Genomic DNA, 19,845 nt, shown 5'->3' with positions numbered 1-19,845 from the left:
CCATTATGGTTTATGTCATTTTTAATTATTCCCCGCTATTGGCTGATCAATTAAATTGGTATCAAGTACATTCGTTCCGCTTAAGCCATTATTCGTTACAATTATTCCACCAGTATTAAATGCACCCGAGCCAGCATTTGTTTTAGAACTGCTTTTCGGGGAGATATAAACAGTATCACCAAATTGTACAATTCCTCCACCTACATTTACAATTTGTACTGGACCAAGAATTGCTGGCATGAAAAACATCCTTTTCTATTTTAACTTACAGTGATAGGCCATACATTAACATATGCTTTATGTCATTTCTTGTTCATGTCCATGTGGCAGGAGTTGTCGGATATGCTTAATCCTTACTTCCATCGATACATGTTTTGTGTTTCCAATATGGGCAATCGATGAGTTGGAAACAGCAGTAACATAAATATTATTTGCCTTAATGATTGGAGTTCGATTGTGTCTTATATAAGAGATAGTCTCAGTAATAGGAGGGAATGCGAGCGGCATTCTAAAAATGGAATAAGAAGGGAAGTTTCCTTCGTTCCCGAAAAATACTTCAGCTTCCCTTTGAACAGCAAGTGCCCGTGAAAATCCATTCAGGATGCATGAATCACCAAGTTGAACAACAGATGAGAACGAAGCAATTGTGTTCTTGAAAGTGTCGACACTAGAGATTCGGGCTAGCATAGCCAGGCGTCACGTCCTGTTCTAGAGGGACAAATGGCCCTATAATTAGTGATTCAGCGGGGGTATCAAAAACAGAGGCCAACTGTATGGTTTCTGCATCGCCCACCAGTAATAACGAGGAGCTCGCAACCCCGATAACTTTAATATTCTCAACATGAAGGATGTGATTATAAACTTCGAAATTCATTCTGGCTTCATTCCTTTCATATTTTCAGGCAGGTTATTTAAAAAGGTCCATACTCCATTTTGGATTTCCTGCTTGATTGAATGAATGACAACTTCATCGATTGAAGGATGATCATTCTCATTCGATCGAACTTTTGCACTATTCACTTTTAGATGGTGGTCAATTCTGCTAGGCAGCTGTCGAATAATATCTTCCTTTATGAAAGCTAGGTAAGAATCGTTTGGCTGAATGGCTAACCTATTTTGAGCATCATAAATTATTTGTGGTAATTCAGTTTCTAAATATTGATAAATAGCTTCTTCAATTTTTATCGATCGCTGCATTTGCTCTTTCGGAGGATTGGGGCTTGGAGTATTTAATGACTGGTTTTGGACAGCAAAGTCCTCGATATTAGACAAATCATTTGGATTTAAACCAATATTTAAGGTTCCCTCAAGGGTCTCTACTTTCAATTGATCAAAGCTATATTCAATTCGATCTACATGAATCGTAGGTTTTTCTTTAACCTGCTGGAAATCTTGCTGTAATTTTTGTATTGCTTGTTCTAATGCAGCAATTCTTTTTTCCTGGGCTTGAATACTCATTTGCATCCATTGTAGATATTGGGAACAATCCTGATACATTTGCTTCACCTCGCCCACTTTAATCCCTTATTTTTAACTATATGCACAACCACAACTTGATTTGCATAATTTAAATAAGTTCATTAGGGACAAGTTATCTTATTATCCCATTTTTTTAAGTAGTTCTTACAGCGGCTTGGAGAGGTACTGAAGGTGCTAATATTTGTGAAGAAGGTAGAACTCCACCAGCTCCTTCGGGTTTTATCCCAGGTGGTGCAGGTTGTGTAAATCCCCCGGTATTAAACAGATTGGCTTGAGGTTTTATAATACCAGCACTGCCGATTTGTAAAACAGAGGAGTTAGTAATACCTCCTATTTTAATTAAATAAATATGAATGGACTGTTGGATATAAAAGTTCATTTTTTAATCCTCCGTTCATTACATATTAAGGAAATTGTTTTGATCAATGACATCTGGATCACTTGTATTTGTTGAACTTAATTGGTTATTAACGTTTAATTGTTCCCCCGTATTAAACGAACCAGCCCCAGAAAATGTTTTTGCAGTAGCAAATGGCATGATTTTATAGACATCCCCAATGTGAAAAACAGAGCTGCTCCCAAGTGTAATAACCTGTGCAACTCCAACAATCGCTGGCATAGACAACACCCTTTTACATTTCAAATTTTAAATCAGAATTATGGCAGAGTTTAAGCTTTTGCCCATATAGGCTCTTATTATCCTATGACTAGGCAGTTGTAATGTGAATCAGTTGCCCAAAATATTTGTTGGATAGTTCTGTTTATTTTATTATATAAATAATGGTTCATTCTTAGAGGGGGAAATATTTATGAAGTTTGTAACTGCATTTTATAAAGATCAAACCTTTGTTGGAATCGTAGACTATGAGGAAACAGGTGTGCTCTTATTAAATCAAGCAGAAGAAATAAGAGGTGGGAAAAGTGATTTTCCTGCATCTATGACGGAGTGTATTGCTTTAGGGGATACGTTTATTGAAAAAGTAAATGATTTGCTTGCCTGGATTGAAAAGCAAGGAGCAGCAAGTCAATTGTACCTGCCGCTAAAAGAAGTGACCCTATTAGCACCAATTCCAAGGCCAGAGAAGAATATCTTTTGTGTTGGAAAAAATTATGCCGAACATGCAATTGAAATGGGAAGCGTAGAGGATATCCCTGAACATGTAATGGTATTTACAAAAGCACCAACAACAGTTGTTGGACCCAATGAGCTAGTTTTAAACCATCAAAATGTAACAAATCAGCTTGATTATGAAGGGGAACTAGCCGTCATTATCGGAAAAAGGGGAAGAGCAATAAAAAAAGAAGAAGCATTAGATTTTGTATTTGGTTATAGTATTATAAATGATGTTACAGCAAGGGATTTACAATCACGGCATAAACAATTTTTTATTGGAAAGAGTCTGGATACTACCTGTCCATTCGGTCCATGGATTGTTCATAAAAGTATGATTACGAATCCCAATGGACTAGATATTGAAACAAGGATCAATGGAGAAGTTAGACAAACCTCTAATACGAAAAACTTCATTTTTCAGATTGAAGAGGTAATTTCTGTTTTATCAAGAGGAATGACACTTGAACCTGGGGATATTATTGCGACGGGTACACCGGCAGGCGTTGGCAAGGGTTTTAAGCCGTCTAAGTTCTTGCGGCCGGGAGATCAAATGGAAATACGGATTGAGAAAATTGGAACATTAAGGAATGTGATTGAAAAATAAATCGAACTTTCTAAGTAAGTTAGCTTAATTTCGTATTTTGAGTTCTCCTATGGTATGATAGGTTCGAGCAGGACATACATAAGGAGGAATTACTGTGATTCATGCACATATTACCGCATGGTTTTTAGCACTTATCCTATTCTTTGTGGCCATTTCATTATTTAAAAAGGGAAAAACAAAGGGCGCTAAAATCCTTCAAATGATTTTAAGAGTACTATACTTATTGATTATCGCTACAGGTGCAGGTCTTCTTTTTTCAGTCTACAAAATTGATGTATGGTACATTTTAAAGGCGGTTGTTGGATTATGGATTATCGGGTTATTCGAAATGATCCTTGGCCGCGTTGCTAATAATCGGAGAACCTCAACTTTTTGGATTCAGTTTGTTGTAGCATGGTTATTAGTACTATATTTAGGATTTGTAAAATTACCAATGTCATTTTTACATCCATAATGATTTAAACTGCCGGAGTGGAATTTTCGGCAGTTTTATTATTATCTAAAGGGACAAAATCAGTAAAGAAAGCTGAGGAATAGAAATTTGTTATTTTAATTGGCTTCTTTATGCTCTACTAGTGACAACATCCCAGTTTGGTTTTAATATTTAAATATAGGGAGGGGAGATACATATGCTTGTCAAGGTGTTTGCGAATCTCCGGCAAATTTGCGGAGGGGTTACGGTAGAGGTCAAGCCGAAAGGTGATCGAGTAATCGATGTTTTAGATAAAATGGTAGACATGTTTCCGGATCTACAGGCCGAAATTTTTACGTCAGAAAGAACGCTGCTACCGTTTGTTCATGTGTACGTGAACGGAAGGAATATTATCCATCTTGAAGACGTTGAAACAAGAGTGAAAGAAGAAGATCAATTTGCCCTCTTTCCGCCAGTTGCCGGTGGGTAAAATGGCAGAAAGAGACTTAGAGTTCCGTGGTATAAATATAGACCATCTCGGCATGTATTTTGAAGAACTTGGGGCAAAAAGGGTAACGGATACATTTCCATATATATTTGAGGCTGTGGGATGGAGCGGCCAGATAAGATCGGAAGAAGAAATTTCATTTACGGCCATCTTTAAAGTTAATGCAGTAAAAGTCCGTTTTATAGCGGAAAATGAAGATAAACTAAATGAGATTATTATGCATTATCGGTATAAAACCACTCGAATTGGCGGTTAAAAAAGCATCTGCGAATCATTTCATCGCAGATGCTTTTTTATATACTAAACTAACTGGTTCTCAGAATCAATAATTCCTAATTCCCGAAGCTTTTGCTCTGGTACTAAACCATCTTTCCAGCCGCGGACTTGATAGTATTCTTCTAGCATGATATCCATCCGGCTTACATGACCTGCACTGTTCCCAGATGCTGGTTCTTCTGTAAATCGTTTTGGAAGGAAATCATCTTCGCGTTGATTAAAACCGGCAAGGTTATTATAGTAACGCTCAAGATTATAAATTCTTTCCCCAGCCTTCATGACGTCATCAGCCGTCATTGGGATTCCGGTCATCGTACTGTATTGTTCAGCATAATGCTCAGCATTTTCGGAGAATGATGAGAACTTACAAATATTCATAGAATCTGAGAAGGCCAGCATATCTTGGAATATTTTTAATAGTTCACCTTTTCCTTCCGGTTTTAAACGGTCAGTTGGCTCAGGAATACCTGCAATTTCACTGGCTACTGTATAACCTCGTAAGTGACAGGCCCCGCGATTACTAGTCGCATAACCAAGCCCAATCCCTTGGATTCCTCGAGGATCGTAGGCAGGAATTGATTGACCTTTAACAGACATCGAAAGCTCAGGTGCCCCCCAGGAAGCTGTTGCGCGTGCAGGACCTTCAGCAAGAATGCCGCCAAAACCTTCACGAAGAGCAATTTTTTTAGTTAACTCAATCATGGAGTCGGCGTCACCCCAGATTAATTCTTCAGAAATAATTCCTTTTTCAAACGCTTCCATTGTTACTGAGAAGCAATGACCCAGCTCGATCGTATCGAGGCCGTATTCATTACAGCGGTCAATTAAATAAGAAATAGCCTCCGCATCACTTAGAAGACAGTTGGAGCCAAGTGACCAGGCAGATTCAAATTCCACACTTTCAACACGTGTCTTATACTTGCTTGTCTTTACTTCCACTTCAATTTTGCAGCCTACCGGACAGGCATGACAGGTATTGTTAGCGACACGAAGATGTGTGTTAACAAATTCACCACTGTGTTTCTCCGCTTCATCCCAATGAGTAAGCTGCGAGTTTTTAGTAGGAAGAGCTCCAACTTCATTAATCAAATTTGTTAACACGTTGGTACCATAAACAGATAAGCCACCTTTATTTGGTGCAGTCAAACCTCCGTCTAATATCGCTTTAACCGCTTTCTTATTGGCTTCTTTATATTCGGCCTCTAATTTAGGTGCCGGCATATTTCCCTTTTGCGCTGCCTTAATAACAATTGCTTTTAATTTTTTGTAACCTGCCACTGCTGCTGTACCGCCACGGCCGGCTGCACGATCGTGTTCATTAATAAAGGAAGCAAAACGAACAGTATTTTCCCCAGCTTGACCTATGGTCATTACACTTAAGTCTTGTTCACCATATTGATCCTTCATAGCCTGAATAAAAGCTCTTGTGCTAGTTCCCCAATAATTAGAGGCGTCCCGAAGTTCGGCCTTACCGTCTTCAATATAAAGATAAACGGGTCTGTCACTTTTCCCCTTAAAAATGAGGTTATCAATGCCTGCCCATTTTAAGCGTGCAGCGGTCCAGCCGCCAATGTGTGAGTCTGTAACTGTTTCCGTAAGTGGAGATTTGGTTACAACACAAAGACGTCCGCTCATGGATGAACGTGTTCCGGTGACCGGTCCTGTCATAAAACATAAGATGTTTTCAGCAGATAATGGCTCCACTTCCGGGCCGTTATCTAATACATATTTGACACCGAGACCTCGGCCGCCTATGTATTTTCTGGCATCCTCTTCATTGATAGCTCTGTAGTCTACTGTTCCACTTGTTAAATCAACTAGAACCTCTTTGTTTTTGAAACCGCCAATACTCATAAATTCCCCTCTTTTCTGTTTACCTTTTTATTTGAATCTCTTAACTTAGGAAGTCAAGAGATTTCTCCAAAATTTGCTAATTATTTAATTTCTATTATACAATTTTTCTAGTTTTATTAAAATTAAAATATTTAGTTATATCAGACAATTATTTGTTAAGATAAAATTAAACTGACTGGATTGTGGGTAGAAAAGAGGGGAGCTCATGAAAAATGATTTAGACAGGTATTCAAGACAAATCCTTTTTCAAGCAGTTGGGGAAGAAGGGCAAAGAAAATTGCTGGGGAGCCGGGTAGCCATTATTGGGGCCGGTGCACTTGGGACTGTAATTGCTAATCATCTGGTCCGGTCTGGGATTGGGTACATAAGGCTGATTGATCGGGATTTAGTAGAATGGTCCAATCTGCAGCGGCAAATGCTCTATACGGAGGAGGATGCGCGCAAGCAGCTTCCGAAGGCAATTGCCGCTCAAAAAAGGTTAAAGGAGATCAATTCTGCTGTTACGGTAGATGCGGTTATTGCCGATTTAAATCTTGACAATGCCGAAGAGCTATTATCTGGAATGGACGTAATTGTCGATGGAACGGATAATTTTATGACTCGTTTTTTAATAAATGATGTAGCTGTAAAGCATAGGATTCCATGGGTACATGGAGCCGCGGTAAGTTCGCGGGGAATGTTTGCTGTTATCAAGCCAGGGGTAACCCCCTGTTACCGTTGTCTTTTCCCACATGTTCCGAGCAGCAATGGAGAGACATGTGATACAGTGGGGGTATTGTCACCTTTAACCGATATCATAGGATCATATCAGGCAATGGAAACCATTAAAGTAATTTTAGGAGCCGAAACAACACCTAATCTTGAGCAAATTGATATTTGGGACCATTCAACTATGCAAATGGAAATTTCAGAAGGAAAGAATCCAAATTGTCCTGCTTGCGGGCAAGGCCAATTTGATTTTATAAATCGTTCTTCCGGCAAACAGGTTGCATACACAACGCTTTGCGGGCGTGATACAGTCCAAATCAGTCCCAAACATAAAGGCGAGTTAGATTTAAAAAGGACAGCTGCAAACCTTCAAAAAAGTGGAAAAGTATCATTTAATGAATTTTTACTTCGTTTTTCTCCGAATGAAGAACTTTCTATAGTGGTTTTTAAAGATGGCCGTGTCCTCATCCATGGGACTAATGATATTGTTATAGCCAAACAGCTATACTCAAAGTACATAGGTAGTTAAATAAGTGAAGGCTGGGGGAGTGTCCCAGCCTTCTTTTTATGAAATCATTTTTTCAATGACTAATCGTTTTCCGGTGTTTAACGTGAATTCAAACCGGTCATTAACTTTTTCAAAATAACAGAAATGATGCTGAACATTACAAATTTGCTCTTGGTTATCAAACACCATAAAATTTACCCCATCTTTTCGATTTTCGTCCGATAAAAAAGATAAATGGTTGTAACAATAGATGCAATCGTAAATGGAAAAGTTTAAAGAATTTAAGGTCGTTACAAACTGAAAAAAGGCGTCATCATTCACCCCATCCAGAAGTCTCTCAAGAGAGTAAATTAAGTGTTTTCTCATTCTAATGGTGTCGTGATCACGAAGCATAATCGCTTCTTTCCCACAAATAACTTTTCCGGGTTCACTCAAAATACCTTTCTTCCATCGGTTTAACCGGAATACCTCTATCTCTTGATGAATAAAGTCATCTAACATTGTTGCTTCTTCAGACTCTTCATCGAAAAATATCCATTGATCATTTATTTGTTCGACTGTTCCTACATTGTAAGCTCGCTGTTGAAAATCATATAGTCTTAATCGCTGTTGTCGATTCATCACTAACCTCCGTGCACAGTTGCTTTCATTTTTCTTTTTAGACATCTTCTTGTGTTTTTATAACCTGGTTATTTCTAAAACTTAAGTATAAAAATTTTTTATTTCTAAGAAACCGTGTTTCCTTGTTGTGTTTGTACCATTCTATTTGGGACAATTAACCATTTAATCTGGGCTGAATAGTATAGAGCATGTAATACCTGTTCAGTTATTTATTTGTAAGGGAGTGAGATGCGAATGTGCGGAATCTCAGGATGGGTAGATTTTAATAAAGCAATAAAGAACGAAACAGAAACCCTTGTGAAAATGGCGAATACATTGGCAAAAAGAGGTCCAGATGAAACAAATATCTGGCATGATATACATGCTGGCTTTGGTCATAAAAGACTAATAGTGGTTGACCCTGAAGGGGGAAGACAGCCAATGACCAAACACAAAGAAGGTTTTGATTACACCATTTGCTATAATGGGGAATTATACAACACTGAAGATCTTCGCAAAATCCTTCTTACTAAAGGATATTCTTTTAAAGGTCATTCTGATACTGAAGTCCTGTTAACTGCCTATATAGAATGGGCGGAAGAGTGCGTAAATCATTTAAATGGAATCTTCTCCTTTGCCATTTGGGATCCAAAAAGGGAGCAGCTCTTTATTGGAAGAGACCGCCTAGGTGTTAAGCCTTTATTTTTCACAGAACATCAAAAGGGAATCATTTTTGCCTCGGAAATAAAAGCTATTTTAGCTCACCCGGAAATGAAAACAGAGATCACCCGTGAAGGGCTGGCCGAGGTTCTTGGGGTAGGCCCATCAAGGTCACCGGGGTCTGGTATTTTCAAAGGGGTGAAAGAACTCCGCCCTGCCCATGCCTTAACTTTTTCACGAAACGGTTTAAAGATTTGGCGTTATTGGAATGTAAAAAGTGAGGAACATAAAGAAAGTGTGGAGGAAACAGCAGAGAAGGTCCGTTATTTAGTGACGGATGCAGTGACAAGACAGTTAGTTTCCGATGTACCACTATGTACTTTTTTATCTGGCGGACTCGATTCAAGTATTATTACGGCAATTGCAGCAAAAGGATTTGAGGACCAAGGAAAAGGGCAGCTTCATACTTATTCGATTGATTATGAAGGTAATGACCAGTATTTCACTTCGAATGAATTTCAGCCAGATGCAGACGGAACATTCATACAAATGATGACAGATACGTTTGCTACTCAACACCACAATAAGACCATTTCACAAGCACAATTAGTTCATGATCTTGTAGAAGCCACAACCGTTAGAGATTTCCCTGGAATGGCGGATGTAGATTCCTCCTTACTCTGGTTCTGTAAAGAAATTAAAAAGGACTTCGTTGTTAGTTTGTCTGGAGAATGTGCGGATGAAATTTTCGGGGGGTATCCATGGTTTCATCGAAAACAGGATTTAGAGAGGCCAGGTTTTCCATGGATGCGTTCCGTTAATGAACGCCAGAATCTTCTAAAGCCTTATTGGCGTGATAAATTAAAATTAAGTGAATTTTGCATGGAGCAATATCAACAAGCCATTGCAGAAACTCCTAAACTAGAAGGAGAAAGCTTTGAAGAAGCTAAGCGAAGAGAATTATTTTATATTAATATGACTTGGTTCATGACCACCTTACTCGATAGAAAAGACAGGATGAGTATGGGGGCAAGCCTTGAGGTACGGGTGCCATTTGCGGATCATCGGCTTGTGGAATATTTGTGGAATATTCCGTGGGATATGAAAATGTATCGAGGCAGGGAAAAAGGACTTCTGCGTAAAGCTTTTGAGGGGATCTTACCAGAAGAAGTTCTTTATCGTAAGAAAAGCCCGTATCCAAAAACACATAATCCTGAATATACAGCTGCTATCCAAAAATGGATGGAAGCAATCTTACAGGATAAATCCTCGGTATTGCATGAGTTTTTCCAAAAGGAACAATTACAAAGTATCGTAGAATCAGGCGGGGATTCATTTAAGGAACCGTGGTTCGGCCAGCTCATGACGGGGCCGCAATTAATAGCCTATTTGATTCAGTTCCATACCTGGTTTAAAAATTATAATATAAATATGGTTAATTAATTCAAAGATCAAAGCTCTATTATTCAAAAATTTATTATAAAAATTTGGAATAAAAACGCTATTAGATTAAAATGAGAATTGGGAAGAGGGAGCCTACCTCTTCCTTTTTTAGAGGAGGAAAACGTATGAAAAAAATAACGCTTTTATTTTTAACCTTTTTACTATGTTCGTCTCTGCCTGCCCATGCAGCAGTAAAAAAGGAAAATCGTTTGTGGCAGGATGAATCTATTTACTCGATAATGGTAGACCGATTTAATGATGGGGATATAAAAGATGATATGGATGTAAATGCAAAAGATCCATTTGCTTATAATGGCGGTGATTTTCAGGGGATTATTGACAAATTAGATTACATACATGATATGGGTTTTACATCCATTCGTTTAACTCCCATCTTTGACAATACCAAAAATGGCTATCATGGTTATTGGATAAAGGATTTTTATAAAACGGATGAGCATTTCGGTTCAATCAATACCTTTCAAAAGCTTGTCAAAGAAGCACATAAGCGGAAGATGAGGGTAATTATTGATTTTGTAACAAATAATACCGCTCTCGATCATCCTTGGGTAAATGATCCTAGCAAAAAGAACTGGTATCATCCTAAACAGAATCAGTCTGATGGGGAAAACGAGTGGGTGGATGGATTGCCTGACCTGAATCAGGACAACCCTGAAGTAAAAAAATATCTGATTGAGTCTGCAAAATGGTGGATTAACAAAACAGATATTGACGGATATAGTCTGCCTGCGGTTAATCAAGTTCCATTAAGCTTTTGGACTGATTTTTCAAAAGCAGTTAAGAAAGAGAAAAAGAACTTTTTCTTAATGGGTGTGCCATCAGAAGATACTGATATAGATGCAGTAAAGTATCAGAATACTGGGATTGACAGCGTGTTTAATTATGCCCAAAGTGTAAAATTAAGAAAGGCATTTGCCACAACTAATCAGTCTTTTTCAAATGTAAACTCAGGTTCAGTTAAGGCTGCCAAACCTGAATTAATGGCAAATTTCTTTGATAATGAGTATACCGTTCGCTTTACAACGGATATAGTGGATAATCGGCAATTTCCAGGTTCTCGTTGGAAAACGGCCTTGACATACCTTTATACAACTCCAGGAATTCCAGTTTATTATTATGGGACAGATATTGCATTAATAGGTGGGAAAACTCCTGATAATCGCAGGCAAATGAACTTCCGAACTGAAAAAGATCTAATTGATTATACTACCAAGGTTGGCGAACTAAGAAACCAGCTGCCTTCCTTAACAAGAGGGACAATGGACATGCTTTATGATAAAGGAGGAATGGTGGTATATAAGCGTGTCTATAAAGGGGAAACGTCTATTATTGCGATAAACAATTCAACAAAATCACAAAAGGTGATGTTAACGGACAAACAATTAGCTCCCGATAAGGAGCTTCGCGGTTTACTTGCAGGTGATCTGGTAAGAAATCACAATAATGAATATATCTTAATTGTGGACCGTGATAATTCAGAAATCTATGTGCTCACTGAAAAAAGCGGGTTGAACTTCCCCTTCATAGCCGCTTTGGTCGGTGTGGTTATCTTGGCTTTAATCTTCGTATTCTTAATTATTAAACGCGGTAGAAAAGCAGAATAATGAAATCGGCGGAAGATCTTCCGCCGATTTTTTTAACCGTTCACAATAGTACCGCCATTTACGTGGATCATTTGGCCGCTTACATACGAAGAGTCATCGGAGGCCAGAAATACATAGCTCGGTGCTAATTCATGAGGCTGTCCTGCTCTCCCCAGCGGTGTATTTGACCCAAAAGCCGCTACTTGATCCTCAGGAAATGTGGAAGGAATTAGAGGAGTCCAAATTGGACCTGGAGCGACCCCATTTACACGTATTCCCTGTTTTGCCAGAGACATTGCTAAAGATCGTGTAAAGGAGACAATCGCTCCTTTAGTAGCTGAATAATCTAATAATTGTTCATTTCCATGATAAGCTGTTATGGAAGCAGTATTAATAATTGATGCTCCCTTTTTTAAATGAGGCAGAGCCATTTTTGTCATATAAAAGAAGGAAAAAATATTGGTTCTGAAGGTTTTTTCCAACTGGGCAGATGTAATATTTAACAAACTTTCCTGTGGATGCTGCTCAGCAGCATTGTTCACAAGAATATCTAATTTCTGAAATTGGTTGATGGTACTGTTGACAATCTCCTTACAAGTATCTTCTGAACCGATATCACCTGAGAATAGCAGGCATTTACGGCCTTCTGCTCCAATTAGCTGCTTTGTTTCCTCAGCATCTTGATGTTCTTCTAGATAAACAATGGCGACATCAGCACCCTCCTTTGCGAAATAAATAGCAACGGATTTTCCAATGCCGCTGTCACCACCCGTAATAATCGCAGTTTTACCTGCTAATTTTCCGCCCGGTTTATAATTAGAATCTACTGAAACCGGACGAGGATTCATTTCACTTTCTACCCCAGGCTGGTGATTCTGATGCTGTGGCGGAAAGGTATTTTTTTGTTGCTGTTGGTTATTACTCATTCTCTTAACCTCCCAATGTTTATTCACTGTTAGTGTGAGAAAAAATAGCCAAATTCATGTCAAAAATAAAAAAGGCGAAGGATGATTTCCTTACGCCTTTAATATTACCCGTCACAATGAGCAGTAAAACGTCATTGTCCTGAGTTTTTATTATCGATAATTAATAAATTGAACGTCAATACTTAGGTCAGCATCGCGAACTAAAGAAATAATTTTTTGCAGGTCGTCTCGGCTTTTGCCGGTTACCCGGACTTGGTCGTCCTGCACCTGACTTTTTACTTTTACGCCGCTATTTTTAATAATAGTATTAATTTTTTTTGCGTTTTCTTTATCGATTCCTTGGGCAAGCTTTGCGCGCTGCCGAACAGTGCCTCCAGAAGCTTTTTCAATTTTACCGTAATCGAGATTTTTAACCGGAACGCCACGCTTAATTAATTTACTAAATAAGACGTCCTTTAACTGGTCCATTTTATATTCGTCATCGGAAACAAGAACAAGTTCTTCTTTATCGAGCGTTACTTCACTTTTACTACCTTTAAAATCATAGCGTGTCCCAATTTCTTTCATGGTTTGCGTGATAGCATTAGTGACTTCAGAAAAGTCTACTTTGGATACAATATCAAATGAGCTGTCTTTAGACATAGCCATCCCTCCAATATTTTGATACATTGCTGCTAAAGTTTCCCTTTACGGGTACATTATAGTAAAATATAGCAGGTCAAACAAGCACGAAAAGCGGAAGCGCCTTGATTAGGGGCGACAGGCATAAGCCGAGCCGGCGAGAAGGTTGTTCTTTAACCTTCTTGACGGATTGGCTTATGACCCCGAGCCCCTAGGCGCTGAAGCTAGACAAGAAGAAAAGCGGAAGCGCCTTAACATAGAAAAAAAGGAGTTAGAAAAAATGTCTTTAACTGAACATATTGGTCAAACTACTATATTAACCGTCGCTCGAATTGCGGATTTCGGATATTTTTTAACAGATGGTAATGAGGATGTTTTATTGCATAAAAACCAAGCGCAGCAAGAATTGGCGGAAGGGGACGAGGTAGAGGTCTTTTTATTTACCGATTCTCAAGGAAGAATTTCCGCTTCTATGACAATACCGGAGCTTTCTGTTGGTACTTATGCCTGGGTCAAAGTGACAGATACGAATCCGAAAATCGGTGTATTTTTAAACATCGGTCTTCCTAAGGACATTTTGTTAGGTGCAGACGATCTCCCTGCTCACCAGTCAGTATGGCCGAACGAAGGGGATATGGTTTATATTACTTTAAGGGTAAATCGGAGTAACTTGCTTTATGCCCGGTTGGCGAGTGACCAGGTAATTCAATCCATCTCGATTGATGCAACCAGAAAGGATTTTAACAAGAATATACAAGGGCATATTTATCGAACTGCCAAGGTCGGCAGCTGGGTTTACACAATTGAGGGGTTCAAAGGATTTATCCATGAATCACAACGGATGGTCGAGCCTCGTTTAGGTCAAAAAGTTGAAGGACGGATTATTGATGTTAAAGAAGATGGGACAATCAATGTATCCTTACTTGCAAGAAAAGAGGAATCCCAAGATCTAGATTCAGCTCACATCTATGAATACTTGATGAGCCGAAATGGTGCGATGCCATATAATGATAAAAGTATGCCAGAAGATATCCAAGAACGTTTTGGTCTCAGTAAAGGAGCTTTTAAACGGGCATTAGGCAAGTTAATGAAAGAAGGAAAGATCTATCAGGAAGGCAGTTGGACCTACGCAAAAAAAGATTAAGGTTTCCTTACATACTCTTTTTCTAAATGACAGACAATAGTCTTGCAAGAGATTTAGAAAGGAGTAAGGATATGCCACACACTTCTGATAACGATAAAAAAGCACAGGACAATAACGCCTTGCGGCATGAAAAAAATATGATGCGAGAAAAAAATCGCCAAGCAGGAAAAAATCAATACTCAAAGAAAACAGATCATAAATAATGAAAGAGCGGGGGACCCCCGCTCTTTTTTTTACCTAATATTTATTTTAAAAAGAAAATAGAAATAGTTCCAGAACCGGTATGGGATCCAATTGCCGAGCCGATGGAAGAGATATAAACTTCCTTAGGGTGGAACTCATTAACAATCATCTCTTTTACTTCTAGTGCAGTTGCTTCACTATCTGCATGGCTGATACCGATGATTTGCTCATTCAAGTTTGAGCCCCGTTCCTTCATAATTTCAATAATCCGACGGAATACTTTCTTTTGACCTCTTATTTTTTCAATTGGAACAAGTTTCCCGTCCTCCATATTTAAAATCGGCTTAATATTTAATAAGCCGCCTAAAAATGCAGATGCTTTAGAAACTCTGCCCCCCTTTGCTAAATAACCTAAGTCCTCTACAGTAAATATATGTTCCATATGTTCGCTTCTATATCTTACATCAGCTAGAATTTCCTCTTTAGAAGCATTATTACGCGCAAGTTTTGCCGCCTCTAAAACAATAAGACCAATTCCAAGCGATGCACACTTTGTATCAACAATGGTTAATTGGAAGTTTGGATATTTTTCCTTTACTTGGTCAAGAATCATAACAGCGGTTGAATATGTACCAGATAATCCAGAGGAAAAGGCGATATAAATGCCATCTTCATCCTTTTCAGCCATTTCTGTAAAAACTTCTTCAAATAAAAGGGGAGAAACCTGAGATGTCTTTGGTACAACCCCGCTTTTTATAGCATTATAAACAGTTTTAGGATCAATGGTTTTTACATCTTCATAATCTTGGTCATTAATTTGTACTTTTAGTGGGAATAATACAACATTATTTTCTTCATAAAAACTTAACGGTAAATCACATGCACTGTCAGCAAGTATTTTTACTGTCATAAAGCTCACCTGCTTTCCAATCATATTTAATTTCAGTTTATCGGTTTCATCTTTAAATTACAATTTTTTAATGAAGAACCATTCAGTTTGTAAATCAATAAGTGAGGGGGAGTTCCATTGCTTTGGCTCCAAACTAAAAAAATCGTCATCGTTATTGCCGGTGCATTAATAAATGCTGTCGCCATGAATCTATTTCTTATACCGGCGAATGTTTATTCCAGCGGTTTTACGGGTGTTGCTCAATTACTCTCAAAGGTACTAAGTGATTATACTCCAATTCATGTTTCCATGGGTTTTTTATTACTACTATTAAATATTCCAGTTGCCATTCTCGGCTGGAAAAAGGTCGGGAAATCATTTACAGTTTACAGTTTTATTAGTGTTTTGCTTACTTCCTTATTTCTTTCTATGATTCCCATCAAGCAAGTGTCGCATGATATTTTACTTAATGCTGTTTTTGGAGGGGTTATACTAGCTATTGGGGTGGGGATCACGTTAAAATGGGGTGCCTCAACAGGTGGAGTTGACATTATAGCAATGGTCCTTTCCCGGATGAAGGACAAACCCGTTGGTCCCTATATGTTTGTCCTAAACGGGATTATCATTATTACGGCTGGTTTTCTTTATGGCTGGGAAAAAGCACTCTATACTCTTGTTACCTTATATACTTCTACCAGGGTAATTGATGCCATTCATACCAGACACGCCAAGTTAACAGCTATGATTATTACAAAAAAGGCAGATGAAATGAAAAAAGCCATTCATGCCAAATTAGTCAGGGGAATTACAATGGTCCCTGCAAAAGGTGCATTTTCCAATGAAACAAGAGATATGCTGATGATTGTCATTACTCGATATGAACTCTTTGATTTAGAACGAATAATTCAAGAAGTAGACCCTAATGCTTTTACGAATATCGTTCAAACCACAGCAGTCTATGGATTCTTTCGAAGGGAATAAATTCTTCCGATAATGAGCAAACGCCCGTTTTAGCGATGATGATATCGCTAAAACGGGCGCTTTGCTTACCTATCTAATCTGATCTAGCTCTTGTTGCATTTGTCGGAGCTGTGCTTGTTCTGCAACAGTGGAATTGGCATAAGCTGAACTTAATGAGTTCTTTGCCTTTGCTACCGCAGAATCAAGGTCATTAGGGCTGGCGGATTTCGCCATCTCAACAAATCGTCTGGCTTCCTGGAACAATTGGTTTCCCATTTTATATTCCTCCAAGTGAGGATTCGCGCACATTGGCCATCTTCTGAGCTTCCGCTTCAGCGTAGGTCATGTGATATGGGATACGAGCGTCATGCTTGCTGACTGTATCCACTCCTTGTTGGACAAAGCGTTTTGATTTGTTTGATTTACCCATTCGAATCCCTCCAATATGCTCAAAGCTATAATTGAAACAGCATTGCTGCCTCAATTCTAGTATGCGCATCTCGTTCCCGGTTCATTTAGGTAAACAATGGCGAAATTAAGAACTTTTTTACTCCTTGTATGAAACATGATTTCAACTTTACAAATTTAACAAATCCGCTAAATACTCTCCAACGCCGTCTTCCTCGTTACTGAGAGTAACCCCTTTAGCTATATTTTTTACCTGAGCAATGGCATTCCCCATTGCTATCCCATGACCAGCGTATTCCAGCATCTCTAAATCATTGTCTTCGTCACCAAATGCAACAATCCTATCGGCAGGAATCCCGTAATAGTCAGCTGCTTTTTTCAGCCCGACAGCCTTATTCAAACCGGTCTTAATAATTTCAATTACATGCCAAGGTGCAGCCCAACTCCGCTGTTCGATGACTTCAGCATGAACTTCGGATAAGTGATCACGAATTTTCTTTAACTGGTCCTCTTCAGTATGAATAAGCAAGCTTGTAGGTGAATCCGTTAAAAAATTCGCCAAATCACCTGTTGTGATCCTCGGTTTTCCGAAGCTGAAGAGCTCTAATAGCTTTTCATCATGATAATGGAAATAAACATCATCCATTACCTCTGCTATAATATTGTGAAATTGGAAGCTTCTGCATGCATCTACAATTTCTTTTGCTACCTTAACATCAAGAGGTTCATGATAAAAGCCCCAATTTTGGTCGAGGGGATGATGTGTAAATGCACCGTTAAAATTAACAATTGGCGTATCTAATTCCAACTCTCGGTAATACATCTCACTAGAGCGGAAAGGTCTTCCTGTTGCAATCATTACGATATGGCCATTAGCTTTCGCTTTTTCAATAATTTTCTTATTTCTAGGGGAAATGGTTTTATCATCTTTTAATAATGTCCCATCTAAATCTAATGCAATTAAATGTTTTTCTGCCACCTGGACACCTTCTTTTTTAAGAATTTAATTATATAATGCTTGGGTTTAGAAAAAATTTTGTCTACATGATACACTACCATTACGAAAGTGTTTCATTGGAAGTATCGGATAAATATTCCTGTACTTACTATGTTAACAATTTAATAGCCAGGCTGTAAAAAAATTCACACCAGCTAATGGTTAAAAAAGATATACTTATTTTACTGAAATGCTTTAGGTTAAAGTTTACCACAAGTGAATAGGCCAACCAAAAGCAGTGCAAGGTAGGTTTAAGCGTTTATTAAAATAAAGGTCAATAAGGAGTGTTACCATATGAATGAAGAGTTAAAAGAGAATATAATGGGCGCATTAGAGCTTGTTATCGACCCAGAGTTGGGTGTAGATATTGTTAATTTAGGCTTAGTCTACGATGTTGATATGAACGAAGAAGGATTAGCTGCGATCACCATGACTTTAACGGCAATGGGGTGTCCGCTGGCTGGTACCATTGTAGACCAAGTAAAACGAGCTTTGGCAGATATTCCTGAAATTAAAGATGTCGATGTTAACATCGTTTGGAACCCGCCTTGGAACAAAGATATGATGTCCCGTTATGCAAAAATTGCTTTAGGAATTCGCTAAGGATAAAAAAATAATAATAATGAAAACAGCAGATACATTCATCTGCTGTTTTTTTCGTCACAAAAGATACATAAATATTTTCTAGCATGTGAGGTAATTCACTTTTTTTATATATAAACAACATTATAATACAGTTAATCAAGGCTAATTGAAATGGAAAATGACTGATTAGGGAGGCGTTTCAAATGTCTTTTAATCGTGATTTTAATAAAGATCCGTTTATTGTAATTTGGGAATTAACGCGTGCTTGCCAGCTAAAATGTTTGCACTGCCGTGCGGATGCCCAATACATACGTGATCCACGTGAACTTACATTTGAAGAAGGCAAAAACTTAATAGATCAAATTTATGATATGAATAACCCTATCCTGGTATTTACAGGAGGAGACCCTTTAATGCGGGACGATATCTTTGAAATTGCTAAATATGCGGTAGAAAAGGGAGTCCGGGTATCGATGACTCCAAGTGCTACCCCGAATGTTACAAAAGAAGCAATTGAAAAGGCAAAAGAGGTTGGACTTTCACGCTGGGCTTTCAGTATTGATGGGCCAACGGCTGAAATTCATGACCATTTTCGTGGAACGGCTGGTTCATTTGCTTTGACAATGGAACGAATAAAATACCTGCATGAGCTGAAAATACCTATTCAAATTAATACGGTTATTTCTAAATATAATGTTGATTACTTAGAAGAAATGTCTAAATTGGTTGAGGATTTAAATTGTGTACTATGGAGTGTCTTTTTTCTAGTTCCAACTGGCCGAGGCCAAGTGAGCGATATGATCTCACCTGTGGATCATGAAAGAGTATTAAGATGGCTATATGACTTAAGCAAACGTGTTTCTTTCGATATAAAAACAACGGAGGCCATGCACTACCGCCGTGTTGTTATTCAGCAGAAAATGCGTGAAGCAAAGGAAAAAAACAATGAGATTGATTATTTAAGTGCCTTAACTGAAAAAGGTTTAACTGGTTCGATTGACGGTCTTGGAAGGGCTCCTAAAGGTGTGAATGATGGAAATGGTTTTGTGTTTATATCCCATATTGGGGATGTATATCCAAGTGGACTTTTACCAGTCAAAGCTGGGAATATTAGAGAAACTCCATTAGCAGAAATATATCGTGAATCACCCATTTTTAAGGCATTAAGAAATCCAGACGGCTTTAAAGGAAAATGCGGTGTGTGTGAGTTCCGTTACGTTTGTGGTGGTTCTAGGTCTAGAGCATATGCAATGACAGGAGATTACCTTGAGAGTGAACCATTCTGCGTCTATGTTCCAAAAGCATTAAGAGAGAAACAGGAAAAAAATTAATATAAATAAATGGGCTGCCTCGGAATGCGAG

Annotated in this window: 26 protein-coding genes; 12 read left to right on the top strand and 14 right to left on the bottom strand. The window is 38.4% G+C overall.

Annotation, left to right across the window (positions count from 1 at the left end; all coding sequences use genetic code 11):
• Positions 1-21: 21 nt before the first annotated feature.
• From CVD27_RS17455 to CVD27_RS17430, 6 genes are all read right to left on the bottom strand, one after another.
• Positions 22-240: a spore germination protein gene (locus CVD27_RS17455; RefSeq protein ID WP_101649170.1), complete on the bottom strand. Its 219-nt coding sequence runs from the start codon at positions 238-240 to the stop codon at positions 22-24.
• Between the two features lie 57 nt (positions 241-297).
• Entirely contained in the window at positions 298-687 is a 390-nt protein-coding gene (locus CVD27_RS17450) for a spore germination protein GerPE (protein WP_101649169.1), read from the bottom strand.
• Positions 668-874, bottom strand: coding sequence for a spore gernimation protein GerPD (locus CVD27_RS17445; RefSeq protein WP_101649168.1), 207 nt, complete (start codon positions 872-874; stop codon positions 668-670). The genes CVD27_RS17450 and CVD27_RS17445 overlap by 20 nt, the downstream gene beginning before the upstream one ends.
• Entirely contained in the window at positions 871-1,497 is a 627-nt protein-coding gene (gerPC, locus tag CVD27_RS17440; RefSeq protein ID WP_101649167.1) for a spore germination protein GerPC, read from the bottom strand. Before gerPC ends, CVD27_RS17445 begins: the two co-directional genes overlap by 4 nt.
• A 115-nt stretch (positions 1,498-1,612) precedes the next feature.
• Complete coding sequence (locus tag CVD27_RS17435; protein ID WP_101649166.1) at positions 1,613-1,858, bottom strand: spore germination protein GerPB; 246 nt, start codon at positions 1,856-1,858, stop codon at positions 1,613-1,615.
• Positions 1,859-1,876: 18 nt separating this feature from the next.
• Positions 1,877-2,098, bottom strand: a complete 222-nt coding sequence (locus CVD27_RS17430; RefSeq protein ID WP_101649165.1) for a spore germination protein — start codon at positions 2,096-2,098, stop codon at positions 1,877-1,879.
• Between the two features lie 190 nt (positions 2,099-2,288).
• Between CVD27_RS17430 and CVD27_RS17425 the strand changes: the two genes are divergently transcribed.
• From CVD27_RS17425 to CVD27_RS17410, 4 genes are all read left to right on the top strand, one after another.
• The gene (locus CVD27_RS17425) at positions 2,289-3,197 is read left to right on the top strand and encodes a fumarylacetoacetate hydrolase family protein (protein ID WP_101649164.1); all 909 of its coding nucleotides are present in this window, start codon (positions 2,289-2,291) and stop codon (positions 3,195-3,197) included.
• 94 nt (positions 3,198-3,291) lie between these two features.
• Positions 3,292-3,651: a YisL family protein gene (locus CVD27_RS17420; RefSeq protein ID WP_101649163.1), complete on the top strand. Its 360-nt coding sequence runs from the start codon at positions 3,292-3,294 to the stop codon at positions 3,649-3,651.
• 175 nt (positions 3,652-3,826) lie between these two features.
• Positions 3,827-4,099 (top strand): ubiquitin-like small modifier protein 1, encoded by a 273-nt coding sequence (locus CVD27_RS17415; protein ID WP_101649162.1) that lies wholly within the window; start codon positions 3,827-3,829, stop codon positions 4,097-4,099.
• A gap of 1 nt (position 4,100) precedes the next feature.
• Complete coding sequence (locus CVD27_RS17410) at positions 4,101-4,373, top strand: hypothetical protein (protein ID WP_101649161.1); 273 nt, start codon at positions 4,101-4,103, stop codon at positions 4,371-4,373.
• Between the two features lie 44 nt (positions 4,374-4,417).
• Here CVD27_RS17410 and CVD27_RS17405 read toward each other — a convergent pair whose 3' ends face one another.
• Positions 4,418-6,247 (bottom strand): aldehyde ferredoxin oxidoreductase family protein, encoded by a 1,830-nt coding sequence (locus tag CVD27_RS17405; protein ID WP_101649160.1) that lies wholly within the window; start codon positions 6,245-6,247, stop codon positions 4,418-4,420.
• A gap of 205 nt (positions 6,248-6,452) precedes the next feature.
• Here CVD27_RS17405 and CVD27_RS17400 point away from each other — a divergent pair, with 205 nt between their 5' ends.
• Positions 6,453-7,484, top strand: coding sequence for a ThiF family adenylyltransferase (locus CVD27_RS17400; RefSeq protein WP_101649159.1), 1,032 nt, complete (start codon positions 6,453-6,455; stop codon positions 7,482-7,484).
• A gap of 36 nt (positions 7,485-7,520) precedes the next feature.
• On the opposite strand, the gene CVD27_RS17395 is transcribed toward CVD27_RS17400, so the two are convergent.
• Positions 7,521-8,084, bottom strand: a complete 564-nt coding sequence (locus CVD27_RS17395) for a DUF2777 domain-containing protein (RefSeq protein WP_101649158.1) — start codon at positions 8,082-8,084, stop codon at positions 7,521-7,523.
• 234 nt (positions 8,085-8,318) lie between these two features.
• On the opposite strand from CVD27_RS17395, the gene asnB reads away from it, so the two are divergent.
• A complete protein-coding gene (gene asnB / locus CVD27_RS17390) occupies positions 8,319-10,166 on the top strand; it encodes an asparagine synthase (glutamine-hydrolyzing) (RefSeq protein WP_101649157.1) in 1,848 nt (615 codons plus the stop codon).
• Positions 10,167-10,291: 125 nt separating this feature from the next.
• On the top strand, positions 10,292-11,791 hold the full coding sequence (locus tag CVD27_RS17385; protein ID WP_101649156.1) for an alpha-amylase family glycosyl hydrolase: 1,500 nt from the start codon (positions 10,292-10,294) through the stop codon (positions 11,789-11,791).
• Positions 11,792-11,823: 32 nt separating this feature from the next.
• Here the strand turns inward: CVD27_RS17385 and CVD27_RS17380 are convergent, their stop codons facing one another.
• Both CVD27_RS17380 and CVD27_RS17375 read right to left on the bottom strand, forming a co-directional pair.
• Positions 11,824-12,696, bottom strand: a complete 873-nt coding sequence (locus tag CVD27_RS17380; protein WP_101649155.1) for an SDR family oxidoreductase — start codon at positions 12,694-12,696, stop codon at positions 11,824-11,826.
• A gap of 150 nt (positions 12,697-12,846) precedes the next feature.
• The gene (locus tag CVD27_RS17375) at positions 12,847-13,338 is read right to left on the bottom strand and encodes a YajQ family cyclic di-GMP-binding protein (protein ID WP_101649154.1); all 492 of its coding nucleotides are present in this window, start codon (positions 13,336-13,338) and stop codon (positions 12,847-12,849) included.
• Positions 13,339-13,597: 259 nt separating this feature from the next.
• On the opposite strand from CVD27_RS17375, the gene CVD27_RS17370 reads away from it, so the two are divergent.
• The gene (locus CVD27_RS17370; protein WP_101649153.1) at positions 13,598-14,461 is read left to right on the top strand and encodes a CvfB family protein; all 864 of its coding nucleotides are present in this window, start codon (positions 13,598-13,600) and stop codon (positions 14,459-14,461) included.
• Positions 14,462-14,532: 71 nt separating this feature from the next.
• The gene (locus CVD27_RS17365) at positions 14,533-14,664 is read left to right on the top strand and encodes a DUF3941 domain-containing protein (RefSeq protein WP_081810752.1); all 132 of its coding nucleotides are present in this window, start codon (positions 14,533-14,535) and stop codon (positions 14,662-14,664) included.
• 41 nt (positions 14,665-14,705) lie between these two features.
• On the opposite strand, the gene CVD27_RS17360 is transcribed toward CVD27_RS17365, so the two are convergent.
• Entirely contained in the window at positions 14,706-15,554 is an 849-nt protein-coding gene (locus CVD27_RS17360) for a DegV family protein (RefSeq protein WP_101649152.1), read from the bottom strand.
• 117 nt (positions 15,555-15,671) lie between these two features.
• Here CVD27_RS17360 and CVD27_RS17355 point away from each other — a divergent pair, with 117 nt between their 5' ends.
• The gene (locus tag CVD27_RS17355) at positions 15,672-16,514 is read left to right on the top strand and encodes a YitT family protein (protein WP_101649151.1); all 843 of its coding nucleotides are present in this window, start codon (positions 15,672-15,674) and stop codon (positions 16,512-16,514) included.
• 69 nt (positions 16,515-16,583) lie between these two features.
• Here CVD27_RS17355 and CVD27_RS17350 read toward each other — a convergent pair whose 3' ends face one another.
• From CVD27_RS17350 to CVD27_RS17345, 3 genes are all read right to left on the bottom strand, one after another.
• Entirely contained in the window at positions 16,584-16,769 is a 186-nt protein-coding gene (locus CVD27_RS17350; RefSeq protein WP_101649150.1) for a DUF3813 domain-containing protein, read from the bottom strand.
• Between the two features lies 1 nt (position 16,770).
• Positions 16,771-16,923 carry a hypothetical protein gene (locus CVD27_RS28235; protein ID WP_180960333.1) on the bottom strand — a complete coding sequence of 51 codons (153 nt, stop codon included), beginning with the start codon at positions 16,921-16,923 and terminating at the stop codon, positions 16,771-16,773.
• Positions 16,924-17,070: 147 nt separating this feature from the next.
• Complete coding sequence (locus tag CVD27_RS17345; protein ID WP_101649149.1) at positions 17,071-17,880, bottom strand: Cof-type HAD-IIB family hydrolase; 810 nt, start codon at positions 17,878-17,880, stop codon at positions 17,071-17,073.
• Between the two features lie 312 nt (positions 17,881-18,192).
• Here CVD27_RS17345 and CVD27_RS17340 point away from each other — a divergent pair, with 312 nt between their 5' ends.
• Positions 18,193-18,501 carry a metal-sulfur cluster assembly factor gene (locus CVD27_RS17340; RefSeq protein WP_101649148.1) on the top strand — a complete coding sequence of 103 codons (309 nt, stop codon included), beginning with the start codon at positions 18,193-18,195 and terminating at the stop codon, positions 18,499-18,501.
• A gap of 185 nt (positions 18,502-18,686) precedes the next feature.
• Positions 18,687-19,814 (top strand): TIGR04053 family radical SAM/SPASM domain-containing protein, encoded by a 1,128-nt coding sequence (locus CVD27_RS17335; protein ID WP_101649147.1) that lies wholly within the window; start codon positions 18,687-18,689, stop codon positions 19,812-19,814.
• The last annotated feature ends 31 nt before the right edge of the window (positions 19,815-19,845 follow it).

Origin of the sequence: Neobacillus cucumis, from assembly GCF_002860255.1 — a bacterium.
Lineage (GTDB): Bacteria > Bacillota > Bacilli > Bacillales > Cytobacillaceae > Neobacillus > Neobacillus cucumis_A.
The sequence above is the reverse complement of the archived record's forward strand: the minus strand, read 5'-3'. Positions and strand labels throughout refer to the sequence as shown.

Coding starts and splice junctions, on each gene's coding strand:
- CVD27_RS17415 (WP_101649162.1), top strand. CDS start 3,827: ATGCTTGTCAAGGTGTTTGCGAATCTCCGGCAAATTTGCGGAGGGGTT.
- CVD27_RS17350 (WP_101649150.1), bottom strand. CDS start 16,769: ATGGGAAACCAATTGTTCCAGGAAGCCAGACGATTTGTTGAGATGGCG.
- CVD27_RS17375 (WP_101649154.1), bottom strand. CDS start 13,338: ATGTCTAAAGACAGCTCATTTGATATTGTATCCAAAGTAGACTTTTCT.
- CVD27_RS17380 (WP_101649155.1), bottom strand. CDS start 12,696: ATGAGTAATAACCAACAGCAACAAAAAAATACCTTTCCGCCACAGCAT.
- CVD27_RS17370 (WP_101649153.1), top strand. CDS start 13,598: ATGTCTTTAACTGAACATATTGGTCAAACTACTATATTAACCGTCGCT.
- CVD27_RS17405 (WP_101649160.1), bottom strand. CDS start 6,247: ATGAGTATTGGCGGTTTCAAAAACAAAGAGGTTCTAGTTGATTTAACA.
- CVD27_RS17395 (WP_101649158.1), bottom strand. CDS start 8,084: ATGAATCGACAACAGCGATTAAGACTATATGATTTTCAACAGCGAGCT.
- CVD27_RS17430 (WP_101649165.1), bottom strand. CDS start 2,098: ATGCCAGCGATTGTTGGAGTTGCACAGGTTATTACACTTGGGAGCAGC.
- CVD27_RS17445 (WP_101649168.1), bottom strand. CDS start 874: ATGAATTTCGAAGTTTATAATCACATCCTTCATGTTGAGAATATTAAA.
- CVD27_RS17450 (WP_101649169.1), bottom strand. CDS start 687: ATGCTAGCCCGAATCTCTAGTGTCGACACTTTCAAGAACACAATTGCT.
- CVD27_RS28235 (WP_180960333.1), bottom strand. CDS start 16,923: ATGGGTAAATCAAACAAATCAAAACGCTTTGTCCAACAAGGAGTGGAT.
- CVD27_RS17360 (WP_101649152.1), bottom strand. CDS start 15,554: ATGACAGTAAAAATACTTGCTGACAGTGCATGTGATTTACCGTTAAGT.
- CVD27_RS17435 (WP_101649166.1), bottom strand. CDS start 1,858: ATGAACTTTTATATCCAACAGTCCATTCATATTTATTTAATTAAAATA.
- CVD27_RS17365 (WP_081810752.1), top strand. CDS start 14,533: ATGCCACACACTTCTGATAACGATAAAAAAGCACAGGACAATAACGCC.
- asnB (WP_101649157.1), top strand. CDS start 8,319: ATGTGCGGAATCTCAGGATGGGTAGATTTTAATAAAGCAATAAAGAAC.
- CVD27_RS17385 (WP_101649156.1), top strand. CDS start 10,292: ATGAAAAAAATAACGCTTTTATTTTTAACCTTTTTACTATGTTCGTCT.
- CVD27_RS17410 (WP_101649161.1), top strand. CDS start 4,101: ATGGCAGAAAGAGACTTAGAGTTCCGTGGTATAAATATAGACCATCTC.
- CVD27_RS17340 (WP_101649148.1), top strand. CDS start 18,193: ATGAATGAAGAGTTAAAAGAGAATATAATGGGCGCATTAGAGCTTGTT.
- CVD27_RS17335 (WP_101649147.1), top strand. CDS start 18,687: ATGTCTTTTAATCGTGATTTTAATAAAGATCCGTTTATTGTAATTTGG.
- CVD27_RS17425 (WP_101649164.1), top strand. CDS start 2,289: ATGAAGTTTGTAACTGCATTTTATAAAGATCAAACCTTTGTTGGAATC.
- CVD27_RS17455 (WP_101649170.1), bottom strand. CDS start 240: ATGCCAGCAATTCTTGGTCCAGTACAAATTGTAAATGTAGGTGGAGGA.
- CVD27_RS17400 (WP_101649159.1), top strand. CDS start 6,453: ATGAAAAATGATTTAGACAGGTATTCAAGACAAATCCTTTTTCAAGCA.
- gerPC (WP_101649167.1), bottom strand. CDS start 1,497: ATGTATCAGGATTGTTCCCAATATCTACAATGGATGCAAATGAGTATT.